This window comes from Flavobacterium sp. (genome assembly GCF_036405015.1).
Classification (GTDB): domain Bacteria; phylum Bacteroidota; class Bacteroidia; order Flavobacteriales; family Flavobacteriaceae; genus Flavobacterium.
Genome location: NZ_DASWYK010000064.1, coordinates 25006 through 50027, shown reverse-complemented (window position 1 = coordinate 50027; position 25022 = coordinate 25006). Strand labels below are relative to the sequence as shown.

Below are 25022 nucleotides of genomic sequence, written 5' to 3'. Positions count from 1 at the left end.
ATCAATATTTGAGCACAAAATTGGATTTGGTAGGAATGAATTTACTCCAATCAATCTGCAAAGCATGTTCTATAGATTTGATGATGTCACTCATTAAAACTGGTTTTGTAATAAAACCGTTTGCACCAAGAATACGACATTTTTCAATAATACCCGGTTCACTCGAAGTCGAATAAATAAGTACAGGTATATCTTTTTGGGAATCAGATTTTCGAAGTTCCTCTAATACATCAAAGCCGTTTTTTCCTGGCATATTTAAATCTAAAAAAACAACATAAGGTGCAGGAGATGAATTATTAGAAATGGCATGCAACAATTTATCTCCTCCTGTATAAGTTTGAAGTGTGATTTTCTGTGGCATAGATTCTACTGCATCGGTAAAAATGCTTAAATCATCGTCATCATCATCCGTATAAAATATAGTATAATCAGCCATCGTACTTTTGGGAGTAAATTTTAATTTATCCAAATATACTGCTTTTTATCCGATAATGAGTGATAAATCATATTCTTACAAAATATCAAATTGAAATCTCATAATTTATCAGGTTAATTATATAATAAGAAAAGGGATAAAAATGGCAACTTTACTTTATCATTATTCAGACAAATATCTATTTGTTTTTCAAACATATACAAACTTAAAACACAATATCATGGGAGATCATAAAGACCTTAAAGATGAATTTGCTGTAGATAAAATAAAAGATCTGGCAGAAAATATAAAAACATGCATGTTTTGTACTTATAACGAATACAGATTACAGTCAAGACCAATGTCTGTTCAAAAAATCGATGATAAGGGACAACTTTGGTTCTTATCGGACAGAAACAGTAGTCAAAATGCTGAAATTACTTTAAATCCAATGGTCGAAATCTTTTTTTCGGAGCCTCACGATAAGTTTCTTACTTTGCACGGAACAGCAAGTATTGAGCATGATAAAGAAACGATCAAAGAACTGTGGAGTCCAGAAGTTAAAATATGGATGCCTGGAGGCGAAGACGATCCGAATTTGAGTGTCATTAAAGTTGTTCCTGAAGATGGTTACTACTGGAATAATAAAAACGGGAAAATGGTTGCCATCGCCAAAATGACTGCCGCTTTTGTAACAGGAAAAACAATGGATGACGGAATTGAAGGAAGTTTGAAATTGTAGTTTTTTATTTAACCGCAATGAATGCAAAGTTTTCGCAAAGAAACGCAAGGAATTTATATAAAAAGTTTAGCCACAGATTAAAATGATTATTTAGATTTTTAAAAATCCTTTTAATCCTTTTAATCTGTGGCTATTAAATTTTAAGTTTTTATTTAACCGCAACAAACTCAACTATTATTCATTCGTTTTAATTCTAAAGCATTCAAAATTCCAGCTTCACTTGCCGTATTGTTAAAATAAACATATCCTGTTTTTTTTAAATCAATTTTAGCCACTAAATCTGTCAATTCTGTTGTAGAATAACTCGAATGAAACATTCGTGGAACTCCATGAAATCGGATATATAGCAAAGGAAAATCTGTAAATATAGTTTGCGGTAAATCTGGATGACTTACACTACAAAAAGTGATATTGTTTTCTTTAAAAGAATTCCATACCTCAACATTCCACCAGCTTTCGTGACGAAATTCGATTACATTTTGAAAATCATAATTTAAAATCCCAATTATAGCATCGAGTTTTTCTTTGCTAAAAGCATAACTAGGCGGAAATTGGAATAAAATAGCACCCAATTTATCTCTCATTCCGTTTATACAGACTTCATAAAAGTCATGCAAAAGTCCTTCACAATCATAAAGCTTTTTAATATGTGTGATTTCTTTTGGTACTTTTATTGAAAATATAAAGGCTTCTGGCGATTTGTTGTACCAATTCTGAAAAATTTTAAGCGTTGGAAATTTATAAAAACTACCATTAAATTCGTAAGTATTAAAATGTTGGCAATAAAATTCAAACCATTTTTTTGAAGGCAGATTATTGGGGTAAAATATGCTTTTCCAGAAACTGTTGTAAAAGCTTGAACATCCTATTAATACTTTATTTTTCATATATATAATTCTTGACAGTTGGTGCAGAAAAAACTTCTGCGCTTTCGTTCTCCTGTTTTCTTTTTATGAAATGGAAGATTACATCTCAGACAAACATTTTTTGTATAGGCTTCCCAATGCTGTTTGAGTTCAAATTTCTTTTTCCAGTATAAAAATTCGAAACTGTACGTCGAGCATTCGGCAATAATCTGACTGATATCATTTGATGACATTTTTCCAACAATAGATTCTGGATGAATATAACAGCGGTACAAAACCTCATTTTTAATGATATTCCCCACTCCAGCAAAAATATCCTGATCGAGAATGGCATCACAGATCATTTTATCCGACCATTTTTCTAAACTTATCTGAGCTTTTTTTGGATTCCAGTCTTCATTCATTACATCAACACTCCAGTCATAATAAGTATTGATATCTCCTTCTAATAATTTAACCGAACAAGTATAAAAATTAAGTTCTCCATCTTCAAAAACCAAACTTAATCGCGGTTTAGATTCTTTACGTTCGTTGATTCTGTATGTTCCAAACATTAACATGTGAATTTTTACGGTGAAAGAATCAAAACAAATTAAAAAATGTTTTCCCCAGGTTTTAAAAGCGTTTATCGTTTTATTCTTTAATCGGGAAATATCAATAGCAGCATTTCCAGAAACAGAAATGATTTTCTTTCCAGTAAATTGCTGTACTTCTTCTTTTAAAATTACTATGGAAGGACCTTCGGGCATAAATTCTTTTATTTATGAAAAAAGTGCAGTCTTAAAAACTGCACTTTTAAATACATTTTTATTCTTTATTCAATTTCAGCAGCTTCAAGATTAACTGCATTTACGGCAACTTCAGTCAATATTTTATCGGCTCCTTTTTCCTCATCGAGTGTTTGTTCCAATAAAGTTGCTGCTTCTGGCAATCCTAGTGTTTCTGCAAATTGTCTCAATGTTCCGTAAGTGGCAATTTCATAATGTTCAATTTTTTGACTTGCCGCAATAATTGCTGCATCACGTACAACGCCAATTTCAGTTTCTTCCAACATTCCTTTTGCTTCTTCAATCAAACCCTCCATAGCATCGCATTTTTTTGCTGTGGCTTTTTGACCAATAATTTTAAATACTTGTTCTAAACGCGCAATTTGCTCTTCTGTTTCAGTTAAATGATTGTCGATTGCATCTTTCAATTCTACTGAAGAAGCATTCTTTACCATCGTTGGCAATGCTTTGGTCAGCGCTTTTTCTGCCCAGTAAATATCTTTTAATGCTTCTTCAAATAATTCTGTTAAACCAGAAGCTGCATTTGATTTTGGCTTCGTAACTCCTCTTGGGGTTGTTTCTTTTTTAGCGGTTGTTTTTGCAGATGTTGCTTTACTATCTGTAGTTTTCATGGTAATAATTTTTACGATTAATAAGATTATAAAATTAGGACCTCTAAAATCGGACTGGTTATATGATTTACAATATAAATTGCATTCTAAACATCTGTTAATTATACAATTAGACTATACAATTCTATAAAAATACGTGCAATTTCATCGGTAGCTTTGTAATATAGAAATCATAAAAACAAAACGTCATGAACACTACAGATAAAAAAAACAGTTTAAATAGAGATATTCAGAATCATTTCTCTAATGACAGAAATTTAGGAGAAGACTTAAAAGATGATATTCGTCAACCCGACAATGATAATGCTGAAATAGCAGAACGTGGTTACACTGTTAGAAACGGATATAATCCGAACAGACCAAACCCTGATCAGGAAGATTATATGTCTGATGACGATTTGGATGATTTAAACGACGATTTTCATACGGACAGAGATTTGGAAGACAATAATGATGATGTTTACGAAGTAGAACTTGAAGGCGACGATTACGAAGATGAAGTGGACGAATTAGACAATCCTTCAGATGCTGGAGAAGACGATTACGACTTTAACGAAACAGAAGATGTTTTGGAAGATTTGGACGAAGACGAGGATGATGAGGAAGACGAGGAAGATGAAGATGATTATGTTGAAGAAGACATCGATGAACATGAAAACGATTATATAGAAGATGATGTCCAGGAAGATAATGATGACGAAGAATATCCTGAAAATGATCCTCGTCGTTTTTAAATCGATTTTAATATTATAAAAAGAAAAAACCGTCCGTTAAAAAACGAGACGGTTTTTTTGAGTTTAAAAAATTCAACTACTTAATCTCCAATAATTTTCAATACTGGGATATCGTCCATTCGCGCTAGACGTTCTGCTAATCCCGCCCGCGCTTCGTTCAGTTCTTGTTCAGCTTTGCCCAATTCTATATACCATTGTTCTTTTCCTTTTGGAGAAGTTTCCAGTTTTCTAACAATTTCATAGATTTCTCCTTCCGCTTCCATTACTTTCAATCTCTTGTAGTAAGTCAAACTTTCGGTCATATGGGCAAGTGCAATCATAGCGGTTAAAAACGGATGATTATTGGTCACATTTACGTCTTTTACTCTTCCGTGCTCCAATTCTACTTTTAAGGCAAAAGCGAATTCTTCCATATTAAAAGCTTCATGTTTACTATTCGGATCTAAATAGGCTTTTATCGCATGCACATTATTCATAGTCGAAAGATCAACATCTGTTTGTTTGCTGCATAAATCCCTAAAAACCACGTTTGCTATAGCTCTTGCTTCTGCAATTGTCGGATCGTTCTCAGGATTTTCAAAATCACGAACCGACCAATCCCAATTTTTGGGATGAACAGGCTTTATGTATTTTTCGCAAAAATCTGTGACATCATTTTTCAAACTTACCATTTCGTCTTCTCTTTTGATGTAAACATCCTGATAAGCACCGCTTTTTGTTCCCATGATTTCTATTTTTTAATTTTAACCACAAAACGACACATTATCGAAATAAATGTGTCGTTTTATGAATTCTTTATTTTACTGCTATTTTTATTATACTCTCGTTCTTCCACTGATTAGTGAAATAATGAATAAGACTAAAAATATGAAGAATAAAATTTTTGCTATACTAGCGGCTCCAGCGGCAATTCCACCAAAACCAAATATTCCCGCCACTATGGCTAGAATAATAAATGTGACTGTCCAACGTAACATAATAATAGTTTTTTAGTTAATACTGATTTTTGATTCTGTTTGTATGTAAATTTTAAGCTTTTCGAGAGATGCCCTAACTCTTTTATTTTTATGAACATTCCGATTCAAAATTGACTTCGTAATGCCGAATCAATTCAGAAAATGCGATTTCTGATTTTGTAAAATACTTTTTCGTGCTTCGGCTTTTCTTTGCTCTATCAAAATATTTCTGAATAGAACCATCTTCATAAGTCGAAATCAAAAGTGGATGAACGTAATAATCTTTGCATACTTTTCTAGTATTTCCGAGCGCTTCTGCCGTTAAATCAAAAGCCGTTATGACATTCTGTTTGATTTCCTTTTCATCAGAAGTAACTCCCATTTCCATTAAACTTTCAAAGAAAATAATCGACGCAGCCCATGTTCTAAAATCTTTGGCACTAAAATCTTCTCCAGAAATATTGTGCAGATATTCATTCACGGCGTGACTGTCTAAAATCTTCTTTTCACCGTTTTTATCATAGTATTTAAACACTTCATATCCTGGAATTTCTTCACAACGGCTGACCAATTTTATCAACTTTTTATTTCGAGTTGTAATGGTGTGCTGTTTTCCTTTTTTACCAATAAATTCAAATCGAAGTGAATTTTTGTTGATATTGATATGACGTTTTCGCAAAGTCGAAAGTCCGTAAGACTTATTGTCTTTTGCGTATTTTTCGTTTCCAATCCTGATGTGCGTTTCCTCCATCAATCGAATGACTAAAGCCGTTACTTTTTCTTTCGACCATTCTTTCTTTTCCAAATCAAGATCAACTTGTTTTCTAATTGATGGAAGTTTCGCACCAAATGCCGCTATTTTGTAAAACTTAGTCTGATTACGAATCAGATTCCATTTCGGATGATAACGGTATTGTTTTCTGTTTTTTACATCTGTTCCAACTGCTTGTAAATGACCGTTTGTAACATCTGTTATACGAACATTTTCCCAAGCCGGAGGCAATACCAAACTATTAATGCGTTTAATTTCATTTTTGCTTTTTACATCTCTTCCGTTTTTTTTATAAACGAAATTCTCTCCTTCGCGACATCTTACAATCGTCAATTGATTATCATTTATATACTCCAAGTCTAGTTTTTCGATAACTAAATGTGGTGCTTTTATCAATTGATCCATTAAAACTTCTTTTCTCGCAGCATTCATGATATTTAAATTTTTATCACACTAATAATTCATTTTAAATTTTAATTATTTCTTAAAGAATCAATTAAGTCTTTTTTATTCATATAAGATCTTCCTTTTATCCCCACTTTACTGGCTTGTTTTTGAAGTTCTTCTTTGGTCCATTCTTCATAAGGTTTTGCTTTTCCACCTTTCTTTCCTGCATCTGGCGTATTGGCAATACGAGCCGATTTTTCTTTGCTGTATCCTTTTTTCACCAACGCTTCATACTGCTCTTCATTCTTAATTCTTGGATCTGGCATGATTTCTATTTTTTATAGGATTAAATTCTAAAAATCTGATAAGTCAAAGTTCCTCAAAAGTAAGACGATTCCGTTATAGAATTTTGTCCAGAATTTTCAAATTTGTGGGATGGGAATTGTGAAAGAGGAAATGTAAAATCTTAATTGTTAATTGTCAATTGTTGATGGTTGATGGTTGGTCAAAAAAAATCCCAACTCTTCGGAGTTGGGATTTCTTATACTTAATACATTATAAAACTAATCACATTTAATCGTCTTGTAATCCTGCGTTTTTTCATCATATTCCATACAAGTCTTTTTTATTAAAACCATTTTGTTATTAACAACTTTATATTCGGCATTTTCATGACTTCTTCCTGCACAACATTGATTATGTTCATAAATTCTTTTCTTTTTGCTGTCAAATTCTAAAGAAGTGCCGCTAAAACTGCTTTCAAAATATTTGCCTGTTTTCGGATTAAAAAGAAAATAGATTCTGGAAGTATTGGGTCCTGCATAACTAGATTCGAAAACAGAAAATTCTTCAAATCCATCAAAATTATAATCTCCGACAGCAACATTATACAATCCCCAAAGCTGGCATTGTACATTGATTTTCTGAATTAATTTATCAGTCTTTTTTTCGATGATTTTTATAGCCGAAACTCTTGAGTAAAAACTACCTTTTTCTTTAGTAATAACTAATTTAAAATATTTGTCTTTAAATGAAACAGGTTGTAAAATTTCTCTTTCTGTCCATTCTACATCATTTCCGTAATTGATATCAAACTCTTTTGTTAAAGAAATTTTGAGTTCTTTTCCTGAATTTAAATCTTTCCACGTTCCGCTTAATTGATTGCTTTTCTCGTCGTAATTTTCGAAAGTCAGTTTTGCTGTTTCCTTGTCATTTTTATCTTTTTCAATTAAAACCAGCGATTTTCCTGTAAGTTTTGCATTTAAAACAATTGGAGTATCATAATTAGAATAAGCATAAATTGCTGATCCAACTCCATCAGAATATACATCAGAGACAAATTCGATCGGATATTTATCTATGAAACCTTTATAACTTATTTGGGCTGATAGGAAAGCTGTCGCTAAAAGAAATAGGATTGTAATTTTTTGTTTCATGAAGCTTTTTATTTTCAATAGTATTACAAACATACATTTTCTAAATTTTATACAGCATCCAAATCCTATAACAATCCATAAAAATCCTGTAAAATTTTCTTACATGTTCTCAATAATTTTACATTATAACATTAAACTATTAAAATCATGAAAAAGTTATTATTAGCCGGAAAAACTATTTTAGGAGCAGGACTTCTTGTATTATGTCTTCAATCTTGTAAAAACGAAACCAAACAAGAAGATCCAAAAGAAGTAGCAGAAGATGCAAACGAGGCTAAATTTGACTCTATCGATAGTAAAGAAGATGATTCTGAATTCTTGGTAGATCAAGCGGAAATTAATTTAGCTGAAATCGAAATAGGTAAATTAGCACAAACTAAAAGTACTAATGCTGAAGTGAAAAAATTTGGTAAAATGCTTGTTGATGAGCACACTAAATCGGCATCTGAAGTAAGTACTTTAGCGAAAGCGAAAAACTTTACGCTTCCAACTTCTTTAACTGAAGAAGGACAAGAGGAATACAATAAACTGAATGAAAAAACAGGTGTTGATTTCGATAAAAAATTCGCTGACATGATGATTGATGGTCACGAAAAAGCAATTAAAAAATTAGAGAAAGCCGCGAAAGATGCTAACGATCAAGAAGTAAGAACTTGGGCTTCTAACAATATTGCAGGTTTGACAGCACATTTAGAACATGCTAAAATGTTGAAACAAAACCTAGACAAAAAGTAAAATAAATTTAATTGGTTATTATTTATTTTTTTTTTTAAATGCTAAGATTCTGAGATTCTAAGATTCTAAGCTATTGAGAATCTAAGAACCTCAAATCTTTGCTAAAAAACCCCTCAAGAGTTGAATTGCTTGAGGGGTTTCCTTTTTAAGGTGCAGAGGTTCAAAGTTGCAAAGGCTCAAAGGTTTTGCCTTTGCAACTTTGAACCTTTGAGCCTTTGTAACTTTGAAAATTACTTTCCAGCTTGCTTTTGCAAATGTTCTGGATATCTTGAACCTTCAATTTTAATTTTTGAAGCAGCATTTTCAATTTCTGCCAAATCTTGTTCTGTAAGTTTTAAATCTAATGCACCCAAATTTTCTTCTAAACGATGTAATTTTGTTGTTCCTGGAATTGGTGCAATCCATGGTTTTTGAGCCAAAATCCAAGCGAGCGCTACTTGTGCATTTGTTGCTCCTTTTTCTGCTGCAATTTTCGATAACAAATCGACTAAAGCCTGATTTACTTTTCTAGCTTCTGGTGTGAAACGTGGTAAAGTATTTCTAAAATCTGTACTGTCAAATTGTGTGTTTTCGTCAATTTTAGCGGTTAAAAATCCTCTTCCCAACGGACTGAAAGGCACAAATCCAATTCCTAATTCTTCTAAAACTGGAAAAATTTCTTCCTCAGGAGTTCTCCACCAAAGTGAATATTCGCTTTGCAATGCTGTCACAGGCTGAACTGCATGCGCACGACGAATACTTTCGACACCCGCTTCTGAAAGTCCAAAATGTTTTACTTTTCCTTCCTGAATCAAGTCTTTTATAGTTCCTGCAACGTCTTCCATTGGCACATTTGGATCTACACGATGCTGATAATACAAATCGATCACGTCTGTGTTCAATCTCTTTAACGAACCTTCAACGCTTTTTCTAATCCATTCGGGACGGCTGTCTAATCCTTTTTTAGAATCGCCTTCCAGAAAACCGAATTTCGTGGCAATAACAACTTTATCGCGAAAAGGCGATAATGCTTCTCCCAATAATTCTTCATTCAAAAACGGTCCGTAACATTCTGCTGTATCAAAAAACGTAATTCCTTTTTCATAAGCCGAACGAAGCAGACTAATCATTTCATTTTTATCATGAGCAGGTCCGTAACCAAAACTCATTCCCATACAGCCAAGCCCCAAAGTAGAGACTTCTAAGCTGCTATTTCCTAGTTTACGTGTTTGCATTTTTTTCTTTTTTTTAGGCACAAAGGCTCAAAGGAACAGAGGCTCAAAGCTTTAATTCCCCGTATCTTAGAGCCTTTATTATTTTTTGTTCGCTGATATAGCTTTCCATTTTCAACTCAAAGATTGGAAAACTTTGTCCCTTTGAGCCTTTGCTGCTTTGAACCTTATTTTAAAGACGCCATATCAATTACAAAACGATATTTAATATCTCCTTTTAATAATCTTTCGTAAGCGTCATTTACGTCGTTAACACCAATTAATTCAATGTCTGCCGTGATGTTGTGTTCTGCACAGAAATCAAGCATTTCTTGAGTTTCGGCAATTCCTCCAATAGCAGAACCTGCGAAACTTCTTCTTCCTAACAAAAGACTGAATGAAGTTACAGGAAGTGGTTCCATTGGCGCGCCTACAAGCGTTAAAGTTCCGTCAACTTTTAGCAAGTTTAAGTAAGCATCGATGCTGTGTTCAGCCGAAACGCAATCTAAAATAAAATTTAAGCTTTTTGCATGTTTCGCCATTTGTTCTGGATCTGTAGATAAAACTACTTCATCAGCACCAAGATCTTTTGCTGCGTCAAACTTTGACAAAGATGTTGTAAAGACAACTACATGAGCTCCCATAGCTTTAGCCAATTTGATTCCCATATGTCCTAAACCACCAATTCCAACGATTCCAACTTTTTGACCAGGACCAACTTTCCAATGTCTTAATGGAGAATAAGTTGTGATTCCTGCGCAAAGCAATGGAGCAACTCCAGCTAAATCTAACTTATCTGAAATATGCAGTACATAATTTTCATCAACTACAATACTTTGTGAATAGCCCCCAAATGTATGTCCACCTAAATGTTTGTCTGGAGAATTGAATGTCAATATATTTCCTTCATCACAATATTGTTCCAAATCGTTTTTGCAATGATCGCATTCTCTGCAAGAATCAACCATACAACCAACGCCCGCTAATTGTCCTACTTTGAAGTTTTTAACGTGATCTCCCACTTTTGTCACACGCCCAACGATTTCGTGTCCAGGAACAATTGGATACATTGTACCATGCCATTCGTTTCTAGCCGAATGCAAATCGGAATGACAAATTCCACAATACAAAATCTCGATTTCTACGTCGTGTGCTTGTACTTCTCTTCTTTTAATATCTAATGTTTGTAAAGGGGCTTCGGCTGCTTCTGTTCCAAAGGCTTTAATACTTTTTGTTTCCATAATTTATAGTTTGTTTGTTTTTTGTTTTTGTTTCAAGTTTGAAGTTAAAACCGTTAAGAAATTGGCATAGGAATTCTGCTGATTCATATTGATATACAAATACTTATATAAATTTCGATTATTTTCTTCTAATCAAAAAATAAAATCTGTTACGAATCAGTAAAATCTACGAGAAAAATCTTAGAATCTCAGCAACTTAGAATCTTAGCATCTTTCGAAAGAATAATACTCTTCATCGGTTACGCTTTCGAGCCAAACTCCAAAACCTTTATCTACTTCTGTACTAATAGAAATATGAGAATATTTTGATGTTGGTGTTGCGCCGTACCAATGTTCTACACCTGGTAAAACGGTAATTACTTTTCCTTTTTCGATAAGATTGATTTGCCCGCCTCTTTCTTGGTAATACCCAATTCCGTTTGTTACAATGATTAATTGCAGACTAGTGTTACTGTGCCAATTGCTTCTTGCCCCTGGTTCAAAAGAAACATCTTTGATCACAGTATTTTCAGGATGAATTTCGCTCGTCTGCTTCTTATATGACACTTCACCTGTCATATAAGTATTTGGAATTTTACCTTCTTCGGTTACGGCAGTGAAAAGTGTCGACATAATTTCGTTGTTTTTAGGTTAATAATTTATTTTAAAAGTTGTTTAAACAATCAGAACATCGAATCTCTTTTTAAAAGGAGATTACATTTTTAATTAATACTTTAAAATTTAATATTTTTTTGATCAAAATTTAAAACCAAACAGGAAAGCAAGAAATCGCTTTTGTGAAGTATTATTTAGTCTTTTAAAAACTGATACAATGATTCGTTGTTTATTTCGGGACAAATGTAGTGCAATACTAATGTCGGGAAATAACAATATTCAAACAAAAAATTAAGAAATTGAAACAATTTACATTCGAAGCGATTTCGGAACCGTTCCTGTAAGTCTTTTAAAATAATTATTGAAGTAACTCGGATATTCAAATCCAAGCGAATAACCAATATCAGAAATACTCCAATCGGTGTGCTGCAATAAAGCTTTTGCTTCGTTAATCACTCTGTCGGTAATATGTGCTGTAGTTGGTCTACCTGTAATTTCTTTTACCGAACGATTTAAGTGATTTACGTGCACAGAAAGACTTTGCGCGTAATCTTGTGGTGTTTTTAAAGCTAAAGGCTGATTTTTGGTTTCAATAGGAAATTGTCTTTCCAACAATTCTAAAAACAAAGAAGTAATTCTCGAAGATGCATTTTTATGTTTAAAGAAATTCTCCGAAGGCTGCATTTTCATTGATTCATGAATAATCAAATTGACGTAACTGCGCATTAAATCGTCTTTGAATGCATAATCGGTTTCATATTCTTCGATCATTTTCTGGAATAATGAATCGATAAAAACCTTTTGCTCAGCGTTTAAAGTAAAGATTGGTGTTCCTCCAATTTTAAACAAAGGCGATTCATGAAGTGTTTCTGATCGATCCTTGGTTTTAAAAAACTCTTCTGTAAAAACACAAGCATAACCTTCATATTTCTCTGAAACTGTTTCCCAAGAATAAGGAATAATCGGATTACCGAAAAACAGAATTGTCCCGTCGGTTTCTATGCCGCGGTCCGCGTATTGTATGATGCTCTTGCTGGTATTGATGCAGATTTTATAAAAGTCTCTTCGGCTGTAAACGGGAACTTTACTAAAATCTCCATTTATAGGATATACTTTAAAACCTTTCATCTTCAAATCTGAAGTGAAATCACAATTCTGAGTTTCTGTTTGATTATTCATTTTGCAAAGTTATGAAAATCAAACATTATTCTTTTGTTAATTTTTTGTTTTGATTTTTACCGCAAAGAGCGCTAAGATTTTTCGCAATCCCGATAGACATCGGGAGCAAAGTTTTTATTTTGAAAGAAAAAATGCTCGCAAAGTCGCTAAGACGCAAAGTTTATTTGAATCGCCTCCAGTTTTAACTGGAGGTTTACTATTTATGTACAAAAAAGGCTTTAGCCAAACTAAGAACTGTTTGGCTAAAGCCTTTTTTGTACATCCAGCTAAAGCTGGACGCAATTCATTTCAATTTAAAAAAAAACTTGCGAACCTTGCGTAATTCTTAGCGCTCTTTGCGGTTAAACTACTTCAAGCTTGAAACTATTTTACAACTAAAGTTCCTGCTCGTAATCTCTTTGCAGAAGCAGACAAAACCACTTCTTTAGCATTTTCATCTTTCCGGATGATTATTTGCGCATAGCCATTAAACAGTTTCCTTTTCCAAGGTTCTGCTGGTGTTATAACTTGAATAATTCCTGGGTCTGTGTTCATTACATCCCAGTCTTTTACTTTTTGTAATGGAGTGGCTGCAATATGGATTGTATTTTTTCCTTGCTTTAAAATGGATGCATTCAAAACATACTTTTGAGGATCTTCTGCACTTGGATTTACTTTATTTCCATTAATAAAAACAACAGTTTCTACTCCTATTTTTTTATAAAAAAAACTCACCACATTGGAAACCGAATTATTTTTCAATTCAAATTCTCCTTTATAAATATACGATGGTGCTTGTTTTTTATAATCTCGATTTTTAAAAGCTTCTGTCCATTCATTTTCGTTATAATTTGGCAAATTCTGAGGAAGAATAGTACTTGAACCTTTTTGTTCCTTAAAATTACTTATAGCAACCAAAACAATGTCATCAATAAACTGATCGCTTTCTAACGAAGTTGGATCTCCATTTCCTACTCCTAAAATTTTTCCGCCTTTAATAGAGAACGTAATTTCGTCGTTTGCCGTTGGAACATGCAAACTATTTTTATCTGTAGTTTCAACTGTTACAACAGAAACGTTTCCTTTCAAAACATTTTCTTTATCTAATGACAATTTGATATTTTCTACTTTTCCCGTTGTTTTTTGAATATCAGAAAGTACTTTTTTTCCGTTTTTATAACCAACGGCTTCCAAAGTTCCTGGAGCATAATTTACTTTCCATTCTAAATGTCCGTTTTGTTCCATTTTCTTTTTTCCTAAACTTTTTTTGTTGAGAAAAAGCTCTACTTCATCACAATTAGAATACGCCCAAACATCGATTTCTTTGCCTTCCATTCCGCTCCAATTCCAATGTGGCAGTAAATGTAAAACTGGCTCTTTTCCCCACCACGATTTAAGGTAGAAAACATTATCTTTTGGGAAACCGCAAACATCCATCATTCCGAAATAAGAAGTTACAGATAGCCAGCCGTAAGGAGTTGGTTCACCACGATAATCAAAACCTGTCCAAATGAACATTCCTGCCAAATAAGGTCTTTCAGCATAAAATTTCCAGCCTTCTTCTATACTGTAAAAAGTAGGTCTTGGCTTTTTGTCATAAGCGCTTTGGTAATGTTTGGTATCATCTGTAAAATAAATTCCTCGCGTTGCAAATGTAGAACCTTCTTCGGTTCCCATTCCGGGTTGTTGTTTAAATTGATTTCTATGCGCATCAATATCTCCGTTTCCAAGATAATTGTATCCCATAATTTCAACTACATTAGAAATTCCGCTTTTAAATCCGCTGCTGATTCCTACTGTTACAGGTCTTGTCGGATCGATACTTTTGCTGAAATCCTGCATGATATTGGTAATTCTTTCGCCAGTAATTCCGCCTTCAATCTGCCATTCTTCATTTCCAACCGACCAGCAGAAAATACTTGGATGATTGCGGTCGCGCTCTATCATTCGTTGTAAATCATTTAAATGATAATCGTTGATTCCCATCAAACGGGTTTCATCAATAACCAGCATTCCTAATTTATCACAAGCGTCTAATAATTCAGGCGTTGGCGGATGATGAGAACAGCGATAGGCATTTGAGCCCATTTCTTTCAGTTTCTGAATTCTGTAATACTGAATTTCATCTGGAAGCGCCGTTCCAATTCCGGCATGATCTTGATGATTATTAGTTCCTTTCAATTTTACATGTTTTCCGTTAAGGAAAAAACCATTTTCTGGATTAAATTCAATAGTTCTAATTCCGAAAGAAGTTTTATAACTGTCAATTTCTTTTCCGTCTTTCTTTATCTTGGTAATTAATTGATATAAATTTGGCGAATCAATATCCCATAAAAATGGTTTTTCAACACGTAACTTTGAACTATAATCAATAGTTTGATAAAATTCTGGAGCCAATATATTTTCAGAAGAAACCGCAACCTGCTTATTTTTCGCATCAAAAATGGTTTGAATTATTTCAATCGAGCCTTTAAATTTTCCTTGATTTTTAATCTTTATATCTACTGTAACCACTGCATCATTATCTACCAATTCAGAAGTCACATAAGTTCCATTTTGAACTACATGAATCGGATTTGTCTTCTGCAAATACACATGTCTGTAAATTCCTGCTCCTTCATAAAACCAACCTTCTTCCATCGAAGCATCAACTCGAACAACGATGGTATTTTCTCCTCCATAATTGACATAAGCCGATACATCGTATTCAAAACCATTGTAACCACTTTCTTCTGTTCCTAAGTAAAAACCGTTAAAAAAGACTTTTGAATTTCTAAAAACACCATCGAATTTCAAAGAAATAATCTTTCCTAAATCCTCATTCGGAATGGTGATTTTTTTTCTGTACCAGCCAATGCTTTTTTCTGGATAATTTTTTCCAGCTGCTTTAAATCCGTGGCTGAAACTTGCGCTTTCGCTAAAGGGTTGTTCGACTGCCCAATCGTGCGGTAAATCTAATTTTCTCCAAGCTCGATCGTCAAAATCTTTTGCAGCAGGTCCGTCACCAAAACCTGTTTTGGTTAAATACGAAAAGTAGCCTTCTGCATGACCGAAATCTTTTTTGGTATCGTATAAATGTCCGAATGAAAACCGCCAATCTTTATCAATTAAAGTTAATTCTCTAACCGATTTATTTTGTGCAAAAGCTTGAAATAAAAACAGGAGAAAAAAAGACATAATTATTCTTTGAGGAAAAGTGGTTTTCATAGGTTGGTTTGTTAGTAAATTCAAATAGTGATAAAAATAAGGCTTTTACAGAAGAAACATTAATAGTATTTTATCAAAATATGATAACTCATTCATATATAAAGTTCTAAAATGGGTTTCAAAATTTAGAATGAATCTAATAGCCTCAAATTCAAAAATGATTTTCTTTTGATGTAACTTTATTTTAAAATCATAAAAAAGCAAGAAAATTATGAGTGCTATTATAAACGAAAATAGACTCCAAAGTAAATTCAAAACCTTAGATCATAAGATTAATGAACTTAATGATCAAAAGATTGTTGCTTTTTTTGAATCTTTAGGATTGACAGAAAGAAATGATGTTCCGAAGGACTTTCTGAAATGGGAAAACATACTAATTGTGGTTCCAAATCGACATGTTTCTCACGAACTGAAATACTATAAATATGCCATTTCACGAATTTCATTTTTAACGAATCCTTATGCAGATCAAATTCATATTTTTGATTTGAAAGATTGGAAAAGCGCATCGGGAAACAAAACACAGTTTCAGATTAGAGAAATGCTGAAAACTAATTTTGGAGGTGTAAAGAAAATTATTAAAGAGTCTTAAGAAAATTTAGAATTAAAAATTAAAAGTCTGATCTTAGTTGATCGGACTTTTTGTTTTTAACCACAAAGGCGCTAAAGGTTTACGCAAGGTTCGCAAAGTTTTTTTTCTTAGCGTGCTTAGCGTAAACCTTAGCGCCTTTGCGGTTAAGAAAAAACTATTGTACCTCTAAAAGCTCCTTAATTTTAGCTTCTAAAGCCTGTCCGTGAATATTTTTTGCTAAAATAATTCCGTTTTTATCGATTAAAAAGTTCAACGGAACAGATTGCAATTTATAATCACCAACAACTGGAGATTGCCAGTATTTTAAATCACTAACATTTGTCCAAGGTAATTTCCCTTTTGTGATTGCTGCGGTCCATAATGGCTTTTTAGTATCCATAGAAACGCCATAAATTGATAATTTATCTGGATAAGCATTGTGTAATTTTATTAAAACAGGCTGTTCTTTGATGCAAGGGCCGCACCAAGAAGCCCAAAAGTCAACTAAAACCAAAGAACCTCTTAAAGAAGAAAGCGATATGTTTTCTCCTTTTGTATCTGGAAGCTCAATTTCTGGAGCAATATCTCCAATATTTACACCTACTACTTGTGCTTTTGTACTCGTTACGATACAACATAAAAATGCTGCAATAAGTAAAGTTTTTTTCATGATTAAGTTTAATTATTTGGGGGTTTTCTTTTTCAATCTTATAATCAGCGCACTATTATTTCGACGAAGGAGAAATCTCCACGAGAAACTCGACAAAGATTGGCGACATCCTATGCGGAGCTACTAGCGGAGATTTCTCCTTCGTCGAAATGACAAAAATGAGAATCACTCACACAGTTTTGCGAGATTATCCTAAAAGCAAATATAAATTTTCTTTCATAAAATTTCTTGAACTTAAAAAACTTTATTCTGTATTATTCATTCTCTCCCAATCATAAAATTATCCTAAATATTTTTCTCTTAATTGGTATATCGAGAAAAGTCGATATATTTGTTTCATGGAAACGATCGAAATTTTTAAAGCATTATCCAACAAATCCAGATTACAAATGCTGGAATGGTTAAAAGAACCCGAAATTAACTTTCCGGGACAGCTTGAACATGCTGGTTTTGAGCATGGTGTCTGCGTTGGGCAGATTCAAGCCAAAGCTGGTTTAACACAATCCACAGTATCCGAATACCTGTCTATTTTGCAGCGCGCTGGTTTTATCGAAGCCAAACGTGTTGGACAATGGACTTATTATAAACGTAACGAAGGTGCCTTTGAAGCACTCAGTAAATTAATTCAATCTAATTTGTAAAATTACTATGAGTACAAACAACCTGTTTTCTCCATTTAACTTAAAAACGTTAAATCTGAAAAACCGAATCGTAATGGCGCCAATGACGCGCTCTTTTTCTCCTAATGGAGTTCCAACTGATGAAGTCGCTGCTTACTACCAAAAAAGAGCTGAAGGCGAAGTTGGTTTAATTTTATCTGAAGGAACTGTTATTGACAGAAAATCTTCTTCTAATGATGCTAATGTTCCTCATTTTCATGGCGATCTAGCTTTAAATGGATGGAAAAAAGTAATTGACGAAGTTCACGCTGCGGGCGGAAAAATGGGACCGCAAATCTGGCATATGGGAATTATGGACAACCACCATTCTGGATGGGTTCCTCCTGTTCCTTTTGAAGGTCCGTCTGGATTAAATCGTCCTGATTTTAGAAATGGTGTTGCCATGACTGAAAAAGATATTGAAGATACCATTCTAGCTTTTGGAAAAGCTGCCGCTGACGCTAAAAGATTAGGTTTTGATACTATCGAACTTCATGGAGCACATGGCTATTTAATCGACCAATTCTTTAATGCTGAAACGAATTTACGTGAAGATATTTACGGTGGAAAAACACTTCCTGAACGTAATCGTTTTGCTATCGAGGTAATTAAAGAAGTAAGAAAACAAGTTGGAAATGACTTCGCAGTTATCATGCGTTTTTCTCAATTTAAACCTTCTGACTACAATTATAAATTAGCTAAAAATCCGCAAGAATTAGAAGCTTGGCTTACTCCTCTTGTTGATGCTGGTGTTGATATTATTCACGCTTCACAACGTCGTTTCTGGGAGCCAGAATTCGAGGGTTCTGATTTGAATTTTGCTGGATGGGCTAAAAAAGTAACTGGCGCGCCAACTATCACAGTAGGTTCTGTTGGTCTTTCTGGTGATTTCTTTGGCGCATTTGCAGGAGAAAGTTCTGAACCAACTTCTTTAGAAGAGTTAAACAGACGTTTCGACAGAGGCGATTTTGATTTGGTTGCCGTTGGAAGACCTCTTTTATCTGATCCAAATTGGGTTGCTAAAATCAAAGCTGGAAAAACGGATGAATTAAAAGGTTTTACTAAAGAAGCTTTAGGACAGTTAGTTCTAGAATAACTTTTTTTAAGATACAAAGTTGCAAAGGTTCAAAGGGACAAAGTTTTTCCTTTGAACCTTTGTTATTTTCTACAATACTCAAATCTGTGTAAATCTACTTTAATCTGTATATATCTGCATAAAAAAATCGATGCGCAAAAGTATTTCACGCAGATTTTAAAAGGATTTCAGCAGATTAAATTAGATTTTATTATTTACATTTGCAGTCGATATGAAATTCTTGAACAGCATATTACGTCTTCCATTTTTCAGCACTTATTATTATGCAATAATACTTGCTCGGAAAGGCTATGCATATAATTCAACGAATTCAAAACTGTAATTTAAACAGATAAAAATTATATAAACCTTAAAGCCCGGGCATTTTGTCCGGGCTTTTTTATTTTCAAAAAAATGGAAACAATTCAAAAATTAAAAGAAAATGCCGCCATCTTTCTTCCCGAAAATGGCTTAGAAGAAAAATTAAACCAAGCTGAAAAAGAAAACAGAAAATTGATTATCAAACTGGGCTTTGATCCAACAGCTCCCGATTTGCATTTGGGACATGCGGTTGTTTTAAAAAAGCTAAAGCAATTTCAGGATTTAGGTCATAAAATCGTAATCGTTGTTGGAAGTTTTACAGCCAGAATTGGCGATCCGACAGGAAAAAACAAAAGCCGAAAACCGCTGAGCATTGAAGAAGTTCAGCACAATGCCGAAACATACATTTCGCAATTGTCTAAAATTATTGATGTTGAAAAAGCTAAAATTGTTTTCAATTCGGAATGGCTGGATGAACTTCCTTTTTCTGAAGTAATTCAGATTATGTCGAATGTCACAGTTGCGCAATTAATGCATCGAAATGATTTCAACAAACGATTTACAGAGAATACACCAATTGCCATGCACGAACTGGTTTACCCCATTTTACAAGGTTTTGATTCGGTTAAAATCAATGCTGATATCGAAATGGGTGGAACAGATCAATTGTTTAATTGCACCATGGGAAGACAATTACAAGAAAGTTTTAAACTTTCAGGACAAATTGTAATGTGTATGCCTTTGTTGAAAGGATTAGACGGAAAAGAAAAAATGAGCAAATCACTTCACAACACCATTGGATTGATTGATGAACCCAATGAAATGTTTGGCAAAACCATGTCAATTCCTGATGATCTTATTCTAGAGTTTTTAGAATTGACAACTGATTTTTCATTCGAAGAAAAACAAGAAATCAAGAAAAGATTGGAGAATGAAAATCCGATGAATATCAAAAAAATGATTGCAAAAAATATTATCAGTCAGTACCACAATCAAAATGATGCGGAACAAGCAGAGCAATTTTTCATCAATCAATTTCAAAGCAAAAATGCAGCAACAAAATCTTTTCTTCCTGTTTCGATTTCTTCTTTAGAAAATAAATCAGAAGAAATTTCATTAATTGATCTTTGTGCTTTTATAAAAAATGACATTACAAAATCGGCTAACCGAAGATTGATTGAAAGTGGTGCCGTTCAGATTAATAATGAAAAAATTATTGATCCGTACGAAATGATTTCATTAAAAAAAGAAACTAAGATTAAAATTGGGAAGCGAAATTTTTATGAACTGCAATAAATTTGATCTCATTAAAAAAGGGATAAAACAAAACGTTTTATCCCTTTTCGTATTTGTAACTAACAAAAATTACAAACTCTAAAAAACTCTTTATGCTGTTACTTGCTTTTTATTTTGAAACTTCTTTACCAGCCAATTTCTAACTGGTTCATCGTATAATTTTAAACATACAAATGCCATAATTATACTCGCGATTAAAACTCCAATTCCTTCCATGTATCCGTCTTTCATCGAAACTTTATTATCTACAACCCAAGCGGTAAACCAATAAATTAATGGATAATGTGTAATATAAATTGGATATGAAATATCACCTAAAGCTTTACAGATTTTTAAAGAAGTTTCATTCTTGATTTCTCCTCCTGCTCCAATGGCAACAATTAATGGAAAAATGAAAATAATACAGATTGATTCGTAAATTCCATTCATCCAAAGGCTATTTTCATCTCCAAATCTTGGCAATGCCAAAACAATCGTGATTAAAATACTGCAAATCCAAAACGCATTTTTTACGTGAATTAATTTCCCTAAACGACATAATAAAACTCCAGCAAAAAATGGAAATAATAGTCGTGTAAAACCAACATTCAATTGCTCTAAATTCAATGACCATCCTCCAATTACATCTCCTTTTGGGCCAAAAACAGTATAATTAATCAACAATCCGGCAAATATCAATACAAAAACCGATAGTACTTTATTCGAAAATTTACGAAAGATTAAGGCGTACAAGATATTTGCAATATATTCGAAGAAAAGCGACCATGCCGGACCATTTAAAGGATGCATTTCGCCCCAACCTCTAATTTCTAATGACGGCGGAATTGGTAGCAAAGTAAATCCAATTACCATGGTTAAAATGACTTTCCAGGCTTCCATTCCTCCAATCATTGGAAACAATATATCCGAAGCTTGAAAATAATAAAATATGGCTCCAATGATCATTCCCATGATTACCATTGGCTGTAAACGAATCAAACGGCGTTTGTAAAACTCCCATTGTGTCATTTTTTCCCAACGATCGTCATACGCATAAGCGACAACAAATCCCGATAAAAGGAAAAAGAAATCTACTGCCAGATATCCGTGATTGATAATTTGTTTAAAACGGTTTCCGCCTGCAAAAGCTTCAAAAATGTGAAAAGCAACAACCAGAATAGCTGCTACTCCACGTAATCCATCTAAAATTTCGTAATGTTTTTTTGGTTTAATATTCATTTGGGTTGATAGTTTATAGTTTGGAATTTTAAAATTGTAATTTAAATTTATTGGTGATTTTTAAGCCATTCTGCTCTTCTTTGATCTGGCAAATGCTTTACAGAGAAGTTTTCAAATTTCGCTTCAAAACCTTTTCCGTCTGGCGAAGCGGCCATTAAACCTACCATAACTGGCGTATTGTCTTGTAATGGTGCATTTCTGGTCATGATGTAGTTTTTATCGTCAAAAGAATAAAATACCTCAATAGCATCTAATCGTCGCACGGCTTTAATCCAAATAAAAGGTGGTGCTTTATCCAGAGTTGTTACACTCCAATCGCTTTTTTCGTGTGTTACAACTGTGCTGACATTGAATTTCCCGTCAACAAACTCTACTCCTGTTTTGATGTAATTCTTTTCGTCAATTCGAATCATTAAACCCATTTGATCAAAACGCGCAATGTAGTTTCCGGTCAGTTTTACTTTTGCTTCAAATTCACCTCCGTAATTGGCGTAATAAAAAGGAGCATCATCAACCGTAAATCCGTAGTGCGAAATTCTCCAGTAATCACTGTTTGCAGTGACATTCATAATTAATGCATTGTTTTTAATTTCCCATTTTTCAGGTTCATTAAACCATTGCATTTTATTGAGAGTCTGCGCTGAACTATTGTGCGCAAAAAATAAAGTCAATAGTGCAATTGTAATTTTTTTCATGATATTTATTTTTTCACCATTAAGATATTCAGAAAATTAAGTTTAAACCTAGTAATCAATCTTATGTCAAAACATTAAAGAAAATAAAGCTTCTCTTTATGATTTTTTAGTTTGACGTAATGAATCGTATGCTTCAAATGTTTAAAAATAAAGCATTCTTAATGAATCTTAATGTCTTAATGGTAAAATTAATATTATTGTTTAATGTTAAAGGTAATTCTCTAACCAAAAGCAAAGCTGCAAATTTTTACACTTGCAGCTTAACAAACCAACCAATTTTTAGAAATAAAAACTTATTTAAGTGAGAAATTCACTTTAGATTTTATATCTGTTGATGAAGCACCAATAATTGCTTCGAAATCACCAGGTTCTGCAACCCAGTCATGTTTTTTATCATCGAAGAAACTTAAAGCCGTTTTATCGATTGTAAACGTTACTGTTTTTTCTTCTCCAGCTTTAAGCGCTACTTTTTCAAAACCTTTTAATTCTTTTATCGGACGAGGCAATGAAGATTTTACGTCTGTAATGTATAACTGTACTACTTCAGAACCTTCTCTGCTTCCTGTATTTTTTACATTAACAGAAAAAGTAATTTTATCTCCTTCGTTCATTTGTTTTTTATCAGCTGTTACTTTTCCGTAAGCAAAAGTCGTGTAGCTTAAACCGTGTCCAAAAGAGAACAATGGTTTAATTTTATTTTTGTCTACCCAACGGTATCCAACAAAAATCCCTTCGTTGTATTTTACATCGTCTCCACCTGGGAATTCTCCTAAAGCATGAGCTCCGTTATCAGCTAATTTTACTGGGAAAGTGAAAGATAATTTTCCTGAAGGATTCACATCTCCAACCAAAACATTTGCTAAAGCACTTCCAGCTTCTGTCCCTAAAAACCATCCTTGAACAACTCCTGGAACTTGTTTAATCCAAGGCATTGCAACAGCATTTCCTGAAATATTTACGAAAACAATGTTTTTGTTTACTTTCGCTAATTCGCTGATTAATTTATCTTGACCGTAAGGCAATTCTAAATGTTTACGATCGTGACCTTCGTCATCCTGATTTTCACTTTTGTTCAAACCTCCAATGAAAAGAACGATATCTGCATCTTTAGCTACTTTTAAAGCTTCTGCAGTTAATTCTGCTTGAGGGCGTTTTTCTTCTAAACTTACTTTAGCAATAACACCATTATAGTTACTTGTTGGATCTCCTACATAACCTCTTGCGTACACAATTTCAGCTTGATTTCCGATTCTTTTCTTTAAACCTTCAAGTGGTGTGATTTCGTATCTTGCTTTAAGCGACGAACTTCCTCCTCCTACTGTCATCATTTTGATCGCATTTTCTCCAATAACCGCGATCTTTTTAGTTTTAGAAAGGTTGATTGGCAGAATGTTATTGTTGTTTTGTAATAAAACAATTCCTTCTTCAGCAATTTTACGGCCAGCAATAGCATGTTCTTCAGTTCCAAAAGATCCAAAAGGACGATTTCTGTCCATTGTAGTCAAGAAAGACAAACGTAGAATACGACGTACTTTTTCGTCTAATTCTTTAGTTCCAATTTCTCCTTTTCTAATCATTTCAGAATATGGTTTTGCTAAGTAATAATTATCATAAGCATTACTTGTTCCCCAAGAAAGACCGTTTGTCCAAGAACCAAATTCCATATCCAAACCATTGTGAATAGCTTGTTTCGTATCGCTAACTCCACCCCAATCTGAAACTACAACTCCTTTGAAGCCCCATTCTCCACGAAGAATATCGTTTAACAAATATTCGTTGTGGCAACATTGCTGTCCTTTATATTTGTTGTAAGATCCCATAATCGACCAAACATCACCTTCTTGAACGGCTGCTTTAAAAGCTGGAAGATAAATTTCGTATAAAGCACGATCGTCAACGATTACGTTCACTGAATTACGGTTTGTTTCTTGATTGTTTAATGCGAAGTGTTTTACGCAAGCAGCAACTCCATTTGCCTGAACTCCTTTAATATAAGGAACCACCATTTTTGCAGCCAAAAACGGATCTTCTCCCATATATTCGAAATTACGACCGTTTAATGGACTTCTATAAATGTTTACCCCTGGCCCTAATAATACATTTTTGTTACGAAAACGCGCTTCTTCTCCGATAGATTTACCATATAAAGAAGATAATTCTTTGTTCCATGTAGATGAAAGTGCTGTAAGTGCTGGGAAAGCAATACAAGAATCGTTTGTCCATCCTGCCTGATCCCATTCGTCCCATTTTACCTCTGTACGAATTCCGTGTGGTCCGTCAGTCATCCAGTTTTCTGGAATTCCAAGACGTTTTACACCTGGAGAACTAAATTTAGATTGCGCATGAATCATGGCAATTTTCTCATCAGTAGTCATTCGTTTCAGCGCATCTTCTACACGCTCTTCAATCGGTTTTTTATCGTCCAAATAAACTGGAACTTTGTTTTGGGCATTCACTCCCAAAGAACTTAGTAAAAGTAAAACAACAATTGTTTTAACGTTTTTTAACATAACAGTAATTATTAAAGCATTAGTTTATAATAGGGAAAAGTCTTTTTGGAAAACTTTTTTTATCATATTGTAAAACTAAAACGTTATCGTTCACGTTACATTTTTAGATAGAAAAAAGTAGTGGATTAAAAAATTAAAAAACTGATTTACAATTGTTTAATAATTTTTAAGTCGT

At 33.5% G+C, this 25022-nt stretch carries 26 protein-coding genes; 8 read left to right on the top strand and 18 right to left on the bottom strand.

What is annotated here, in order from left to right; all coding sequences use genetic code 11:
• Window position 1 precedes the first annotated feature (1 nt).
• Window positions 2-469, bottom strand: a complete 468-nt coding sequence (locus tag VGE71_RS05385) for a response regulator (protein ID WP_331137384.1) — start codon at window positions 467-469, stop codon at window positions 2-4.
• A gap of 109 nt (window positions 470-578) precedes the next feature.
• Between VGE71_RS05385 and VGE71_RS05380 the strand changes: the two genes are divergently transcribed.
• On the top strand, window positions 579-1157 hold the full coding sequence (locus VGE71_RS05380) for a pyridoxamine 5'-phosphate oxidase family protein (RefSeq protein ID WP_331137383.1): 579 nt from the start codon (window positions 579-581) through the stop codon (window positions 1155-1157).
• 167 nt (window positions 1158-1324) lie between these two features.
• On the opposite strand, the gene VGE71_RS05375 is transcribed toward VGE71_RS05380, so the two are convergent.
• The 3 genes from VGE71_RS05375 to VGE71_RS05365 all read right to left on the bottom strand — a co-directional run bounded on the left by VGE71_RS05375 (window position 1325) and on the right by VGE71_RS05365 (window position 3422).
• Window positions 1325-2044, bottom strand: coding sequence for a DUF72 domain-containing protein (locus VGE71_RS05375; protein WP_331137382.1), 720 nt, complete (start codon window positions 2042-2044; stop codon window positions 1325-1327).
• A complete protein-coding gene (locus VGE71_RS05370; RefSeq protein ID WP_331137381.1) occupies window positions 2041-2772 on the bottom strand; it encodes a DNA-formamidopyrimidine glycosylase family protein in 732 nt (243 codons plus the stop codon). The genes VGE71_RS05375 and VGE71_RS05370 overlap by 4 nt, the downstream gene beginning before the upstream one ends.
• Window positions 2773-2837: 65 nt before the next feature.
• Window positions 2838-3422 (bottom strand): ferritin-like domain-containing protein, encoded by a 585-nt coding sequence (locus tag VGE71_RS05365; RefSeq protein WP_331137380.1) that lies wholly within the window; start codon window positions 3420-3422, stop codon window positions 2838-2840.
• Between the two features lie 188 nt (window positions 3423-3610).
• On the opposite strand from VGE71_RS05365, the gene VGE71_RS05360 reads away from it, so the two are divergent.
• Window positions 3611-4156: a hypothetical protein gene (locus VGE71_RS05360; protein ID WP_331137379.1), complete on the top strand. Its 546-nt coding sequence runs from the start codon at window positions 3611-3613 to the stop codon at window positions 4154-4156.
• 80 nt (window positions 4157-4236) lie between these two features.
• On the opposite strand, the gene VGE71_RS05355 is transcribed toward VGE71_RS05360, so the two are convergent.
• From VGE71_RS05355 to VGE71_RS05335, 5 genes are all read right to left on the bottom strand, one after another.
• Window positions 4237-4881, bottom strand: a complete 645-nt coding sequence (locus VGE71_RS05355) for a DUF5661 family protein (RefSeq protein WP_331137378.1) — start codon at window positions 4879-4881, stop codon at window positions 4237-4239.
• 90 nt (window positions 4882-4971) lie between these two features.
• Window positions 4972-5133 carry a DUF1328 domain-containing protein gene (locus tag VGE71_RS05350; protein WP_073417710.1) on the bottom strand — a complete coding sequence of 54 codons (162 nt, stop codon included), beginning with the start codon at window positions 5131-5133 and terminating at the stop codon, window positions 4972-4974.
• Between the two features lie 88 nt (window positions 5134-5221).
• Window positions 5222-6316 carry a DNA topoisomerase IB gene (locus VGE71_RS05345; protein ID WP_331137377.1) on the bottom strand — a complete coding sequence of 365 codons (1095 nt, stop codon included), beginning with the start codon at window positions 6314-6316 and terminating at the stop codon, window positions 5222-5224.
• Window positions 6317-6357: 41 nt separating this feature from the next.
• Window positions 6358-6597, bottom strand: a complete 240-nt coding sequence (locus VGE71_RS05340) for a DUF7218 family protein (RefSeq protein WP_331137376.1) — start codon at window positions 6595-6597, stop codon at window positions 6358-6360.
• A gap of 237 nt (window positions 6598-6834) precedes the next feature.
• On the bottom strand, window positions 6835-7707 hold the full coding sequence (locus tag VGE71_RS05335) for an XAC2610-related protein (RefSeq protein WP_331137375.1): 873 nt from the start codon (window positions 7705-7707) through the stop codon (window positions 6835-6837).
• 147 nt (window positions 7708-7854) lie between these two features.
• Here VGE71_RS05335 and VGE71_RS05330 point away from each other — a divergent pair, with 147 nt between their 5' ends.
• On the top strand, window positions 7855-8442 hold the full coding sequence (locus tag VGE71_RS05330) for a DUF4142 domain-containing protein (RefSeq protein WP_331137374.1): 588 nt from the start codon (window positions 7855-7857) through the stop codon (window positions 8440-8442).
• Window positions 8443-8672: 230 nt separating this feature from the next.
• On the opposite strand, the gene VGE71_RS05325 is transcribed toward VGE71_RS05330, so the two are convergent.
• From VGE71_RS05325 to VGE71_RS05310, 4 genes are all read right to left on the bottom strand, one after another.
• Window positions 8673-9656 (bottom strand): aldo/keto reductase, encoded by a 984-nt coding sequence (locus VGE71_RS05325; RefSeq protein ID WP_331137373.1) that lies wholly within the window; start codon window positions 9654-9656, stop codon window positions 8673-8675.
• Window positions 9657-9820: 164 nt separating this feature from the next.
• Window positions 9821-10873 (bottom strand): NAD(P)-dependent alcohol dehydrogenase, encoded by a 1053-nt coding sequence (locus tag VGE71_RS05320; RefSeq protein ID WP_331137372.1) that lies wholly within the window; start codon window positions 10871-10873, stop codon window positions 9821-9823.
• 204 nt (window positions 10874-11077) lie between these two features.
• Window positions 11078-11485 (bottom strand): cupin domain-containing protein, encoded by a 408-nt coding sequence (locus VGE71_RS05315; protein ID WP_331137371.1) that lies wholly within the window; start codon window positions 11483-11485, stop codon window positions 11078-11080.
• Window positions 11486-11776: 291 nt separating this feature from the next.
• Window positions 11777-12646, bottom strand: a complete 870-nt coding sequence (locus VGE71_RS05310) for a helix-turn-helix transcriptional regulator (RefSeq protein WP_331137370.1) — start codon at window positions 12644-12646, stop codon at window positions 11777-11779.
• A 49-nt stretch (window positions 12647-12695) separates the two neighbouring features.
• On the opposite strand from VGE71_RS05310, the gene VGE71_RS05305 reads away from it, so the two are divergent.
• Entirely contained in the window at window positions 12696-12968 is a 273-nt protein-coding gene (locus VGE71_RS05305) for a hypothetical protein (protein ID WP_331137369.1), read from the top strand.
• A 41-nt stretch (window positions 12969-13009) separates the two neighbouring features.
• On the opposite strand, the gene galA is transcribed toward VGE71_RS05305, so the two are convergent.
• Window positions 13010-15802: a beta-galactosidase GalA gene (gene galA, locus VGE71_RS05300; protein WP_331137368.1), complete on the bottom strand. Its 2793-nt coding sequence runs from the start codon at window positions 15800-15802 to the stop codon at window positions 13010-13012.
• A 241-nt stretch (window positions 15803-16043) separates the two neighbouring features.
• Here galA and VGE71_RS05295 point away from each other — a divergent pair, with 241 nt between their 5' ends.
• The gene (locus VGE71_RS05295; RefSeq protein ID WP_331137367.1) at window positions 16044-16424 is read left to right on the top strand and encodes a hypothetical protein; all 381 of its coding nucleotides are present in this window, start codon (window positions 16044-16046) and stop codon (window positions 16422-16424) included.
• A 154-nt stretch (window positions 16425-16578) separates the two neighbouring features.
• Here VGE71_RS05295 and VGE71_RS05290 read toward each other — a convergent pair whose 3' ends face one another.
• Window positions 16579-17073: a TlpA disulfide reductase family protein gene (locus VGE71_RS05290; protein WP_331137366.1), complete on the bottom strand. Its 495-nt coding sequence runs from the start codon at window positions 17071-17073 to the stop codon at window positions 16579-16581.
• 338 nt (window positions 17074-17411) lie between these two features.
• Here VGE71_RS05290 and VGE71_RS05285 point away from each other — a divergent pair, with 338 nt between their 5' ends.
• The 3 genes from VGE71_RS05285 (at window position 17412) to tyrS (ending at window position 20424) form a co-directional block, all read left to right on the top strand.
• Entirely contained in the window at window positions 17412-17714 is a 303-nt protein-coding gene (locus tag VGE71_RS05285) for an ArsR/SmtB family transcription factor (RefSeq protein WP_091496855.1), read from the top strand.
• A 7-nt stretch (window positions 17715-17721) separates the two neighbouring features.
• Window positions 17722-18828 (top strand): NADH:flavin oxidoreductase, encoded by a 1107-nt coding sequence (locus VGE71_RS05280; protein WP_331137365.1) that lies wholly within the window; start codon window positions 17722-17724, stop codon window positions 18826-18828.
• A 393-nt stretch (window positions 18829-19221) separates the two neighbouring features.
• Complete coding sequence (gene tyrS, locus VGE71_RS05275; RefSeq protein WP_331137364.1) at window positions 19222-20424, top strand: tyrosine--tRNA ligase; 1203 nt, start codon at window positions 19222-19224, stop codon at window positions 20422-20424.
• A gap of 90 nt (window positions 20425-20514) precedes the next feature.
• Here tyrS and VGE71_RS05270 read toward each other — a convergent pair whose 3' ends face one another.
• The 3 genes from VGE71_RS05270 to VGE71_RS05260 all read right to left on the bottom strand — a co-directional run bounded on the left by VGE71_RS05270 (window position 20515) and on the right by VGE71_RS05260 (window position 24847).
• Window positions 20515-21642, bottom strand: coding sequence for an acyltransferase (locus tag VGE71_RS05270; RefSeq protein WP_331137363.1), 1128 nt, complete (start codon window positions 21640-21642; stop codon window positions 20515-20517).
• Window positions 21643-21689: 47 nt separating this feature from the next.
• Window positions 21690-22337: a DUF1349 domain-containing protein gene (locus VGE71_RS05265; RefSeq protein ID WP_331137362.1), complete on the bottom strand. Its 648-nt coding sequence runs from the start codon at window positions 22335-22337 to the stop codon at window positions 21690-21692.
• A gap of 293 nt (window positions 22338-22630) precedes the next feature.
• Window positions 22631-24847 carry a glycoside hydrolase family 3 C-terminal domain-containing protein gene (locus VGE71_RS05260; protein WP_331137361.1) on the bottom strand — a complete coding sequence of 739 codons (2217 nt, stop codon included), beginning with the start codon at window positions 24845-24847 and terminating at the stop codon, window positions 22631-22633.
• Between the last annotated feature and the right edge of the window lie 175 nt (window positions 24848-25022).

Excerpts from the sequence above, each read along its gene's own strand:
- VGE71_RS05380 (WP_331137383.1), top strand. The coding sequence starts at position 579 with ATGGCAACTTTACTTTATCATTATTCAGACAAATATCTATTTGTTTTT.
- VGE71_RS05375 (WP_331137382.1), bottom strand. The coding sequence starts at position 2,044 with ATGAAAAATAAAGTATTAATAGGATGTTCAAGCTTTTACAACAGTTTC.
- VGE71_RS05370 (WP_331137381.1), bottom strand. The coding sequence starts at position 2,772 with ATGCCCGAAGGTCCTTCCATAGTAATTTTAAAAGAAGAAGTACAGCAA.
- VGE71_RS05365 (WP_331137380.1), bottom strand. The coding sequence starts at position 3,422 with ATGAAAACTACAGATAGTAAAGCAACATCTGCAAAAACAACCGCTAAA.
- VGE71_RS05360 (WP_331137379.1), top strand. The coding sequence starts at position 3,611 with ATGAACACTACAGATAAAAAAAACAGTTTAAATAGAGATATTCAGAAT.
- VGE71_RS05355 (WP_331137378.1), bottom strand. The coding sequence starts at position 4,881 with ATGGGAACAAAAAGCGGTGCTTATCAGGATGTTTACATCAAAAGAGAA.
- VGE71_RS05350 (WP_073417710.1), bottom strand. The coding sequence starts at position 5,133 with ATGTTACGTTGGACAGTCACATTTATTATTCTAGCCATAGTGGCGGGA.
- VGE71_RS05345 (WP_331137377.1), bottom strand. The coding sequence starts at position 6,316 with ATGAATGCTGCGAGAAAAGAAGTTTTAATGGATCAATTGATAAAAGCA.
- VGE71_RS05340 (WP_331137376.1), bottom strand. The coding sequence starts at position 6,597 with ATGCCAGATCCAAGAATTAAGAATGAAGAGCAGTATGAAGCGTTGGTG.
- VGE71_RS05335 (WP_331137375.1), bottom strand. The coding sequence starts at position 7,707 with ATGAAACAAAAAATTACAATCCTATTTCTTTTAGCGACAGCTTTCCTA.
- VGE71_RS05330 (WP_331137374.1), top strand. The coding sequence starts at position 7,855 with ATGAAAAAGTTATTATTAGCCGGAAAAACTATTTTAGGAGCAGGACTT.
- VGE71_RS05325 (WP_331137373.1), bottom strand. The coding sequence starts at position 9,656 with ATGCAAACACGTAAACTAGGAAATAGCAGCTTAGAAGTCTCTACTTTG.
- VGE71_RS05320 (WP_331137372.1), bottom strand. The coding sequence starts at position 10,873 with ATGGAAACAAAAAGTATTAAAGCCTTTGGAACAGAAGCAGCCGAAGCC.
- VGE71_RS05315 (WP_331137371.1), bottom strand. The coding sequence starts at position 11,485 with ATGTCGACACTTTTCACTGCCGTAACCGAAGAAGGTAAAATTCCAAAT.
- VGE71_RS05310 (WP_331137370.1), bottom strand. The coding sequence starts at position 12,646 with ATGAATAATCAAACAGAAACTCAGAATTGTGATTTCACTTCAGATTTG.
- galA (WP_331137368.1), bottom strand. The coding sequence starts at position 15,802 with ATGTCTTTTTTTCTCCTGTTTTTATTTCAAGCTTTTGCACAAAATAAA.
- VGE71_RS05295 (WP_331137367.1), top strand. The coding sequence starts at position 16,044 with ATGAGTGCTATTATAAACGAAAATAGACTCCAAAGTAAATTCAAAACC.
- VGE71_RS05290 (WP_331137366.1), bottom strand. The coding sequence starts at position 17,073 with ATGAAAAAAACTTTACTTATTGCAGCATTTTTATGTTGTATCGTAACG.
- VGE71_RS05285 (WP_091496855.1), top strand. The coding sequence starts at position 17,412 with ATGGAAACGATCGAAATTTTTAAAGCATTATCCAACAAATCCAGATTA.
- VGE71_RS05280 (WP_331137365.1), top strand. The coding sequence starts at position 17,722 with ATGAGTACAAACAACCTGTTTTCTCCATTTAACTTAAAAACGTTAAAT.
- tyrS (WP_331137364.1), top strand. The coding sequence starts at position 19,222 with ATGGAAACAATTCAAAAATTAAAAGAAAATGCCGCCATCTTTCTTCCC.
- VGE71_RS05270 (WP_331137363.1), bottom strand. The coding sequence starts at position 21,642 with ATGAATATTAAACCAAAAAAACATTACGAAATTTTAGATGGATTACGT.
- VGE71_RS05265 (WP_331137362.1), bottom strand. The coding sequence starts at position 22,337 with ATGAAAAAAATTACAATTGCACTATTGACTTTATTTTTTGCGCACAAT.
- VGE71_RS05260 (WP_331137361.1), bottom strand. The coding sequence starts at position 24,847 with ATGTTAAAAAACGTTAAAACAATTGTTGTTTTACTTTTACTAAGTTCT.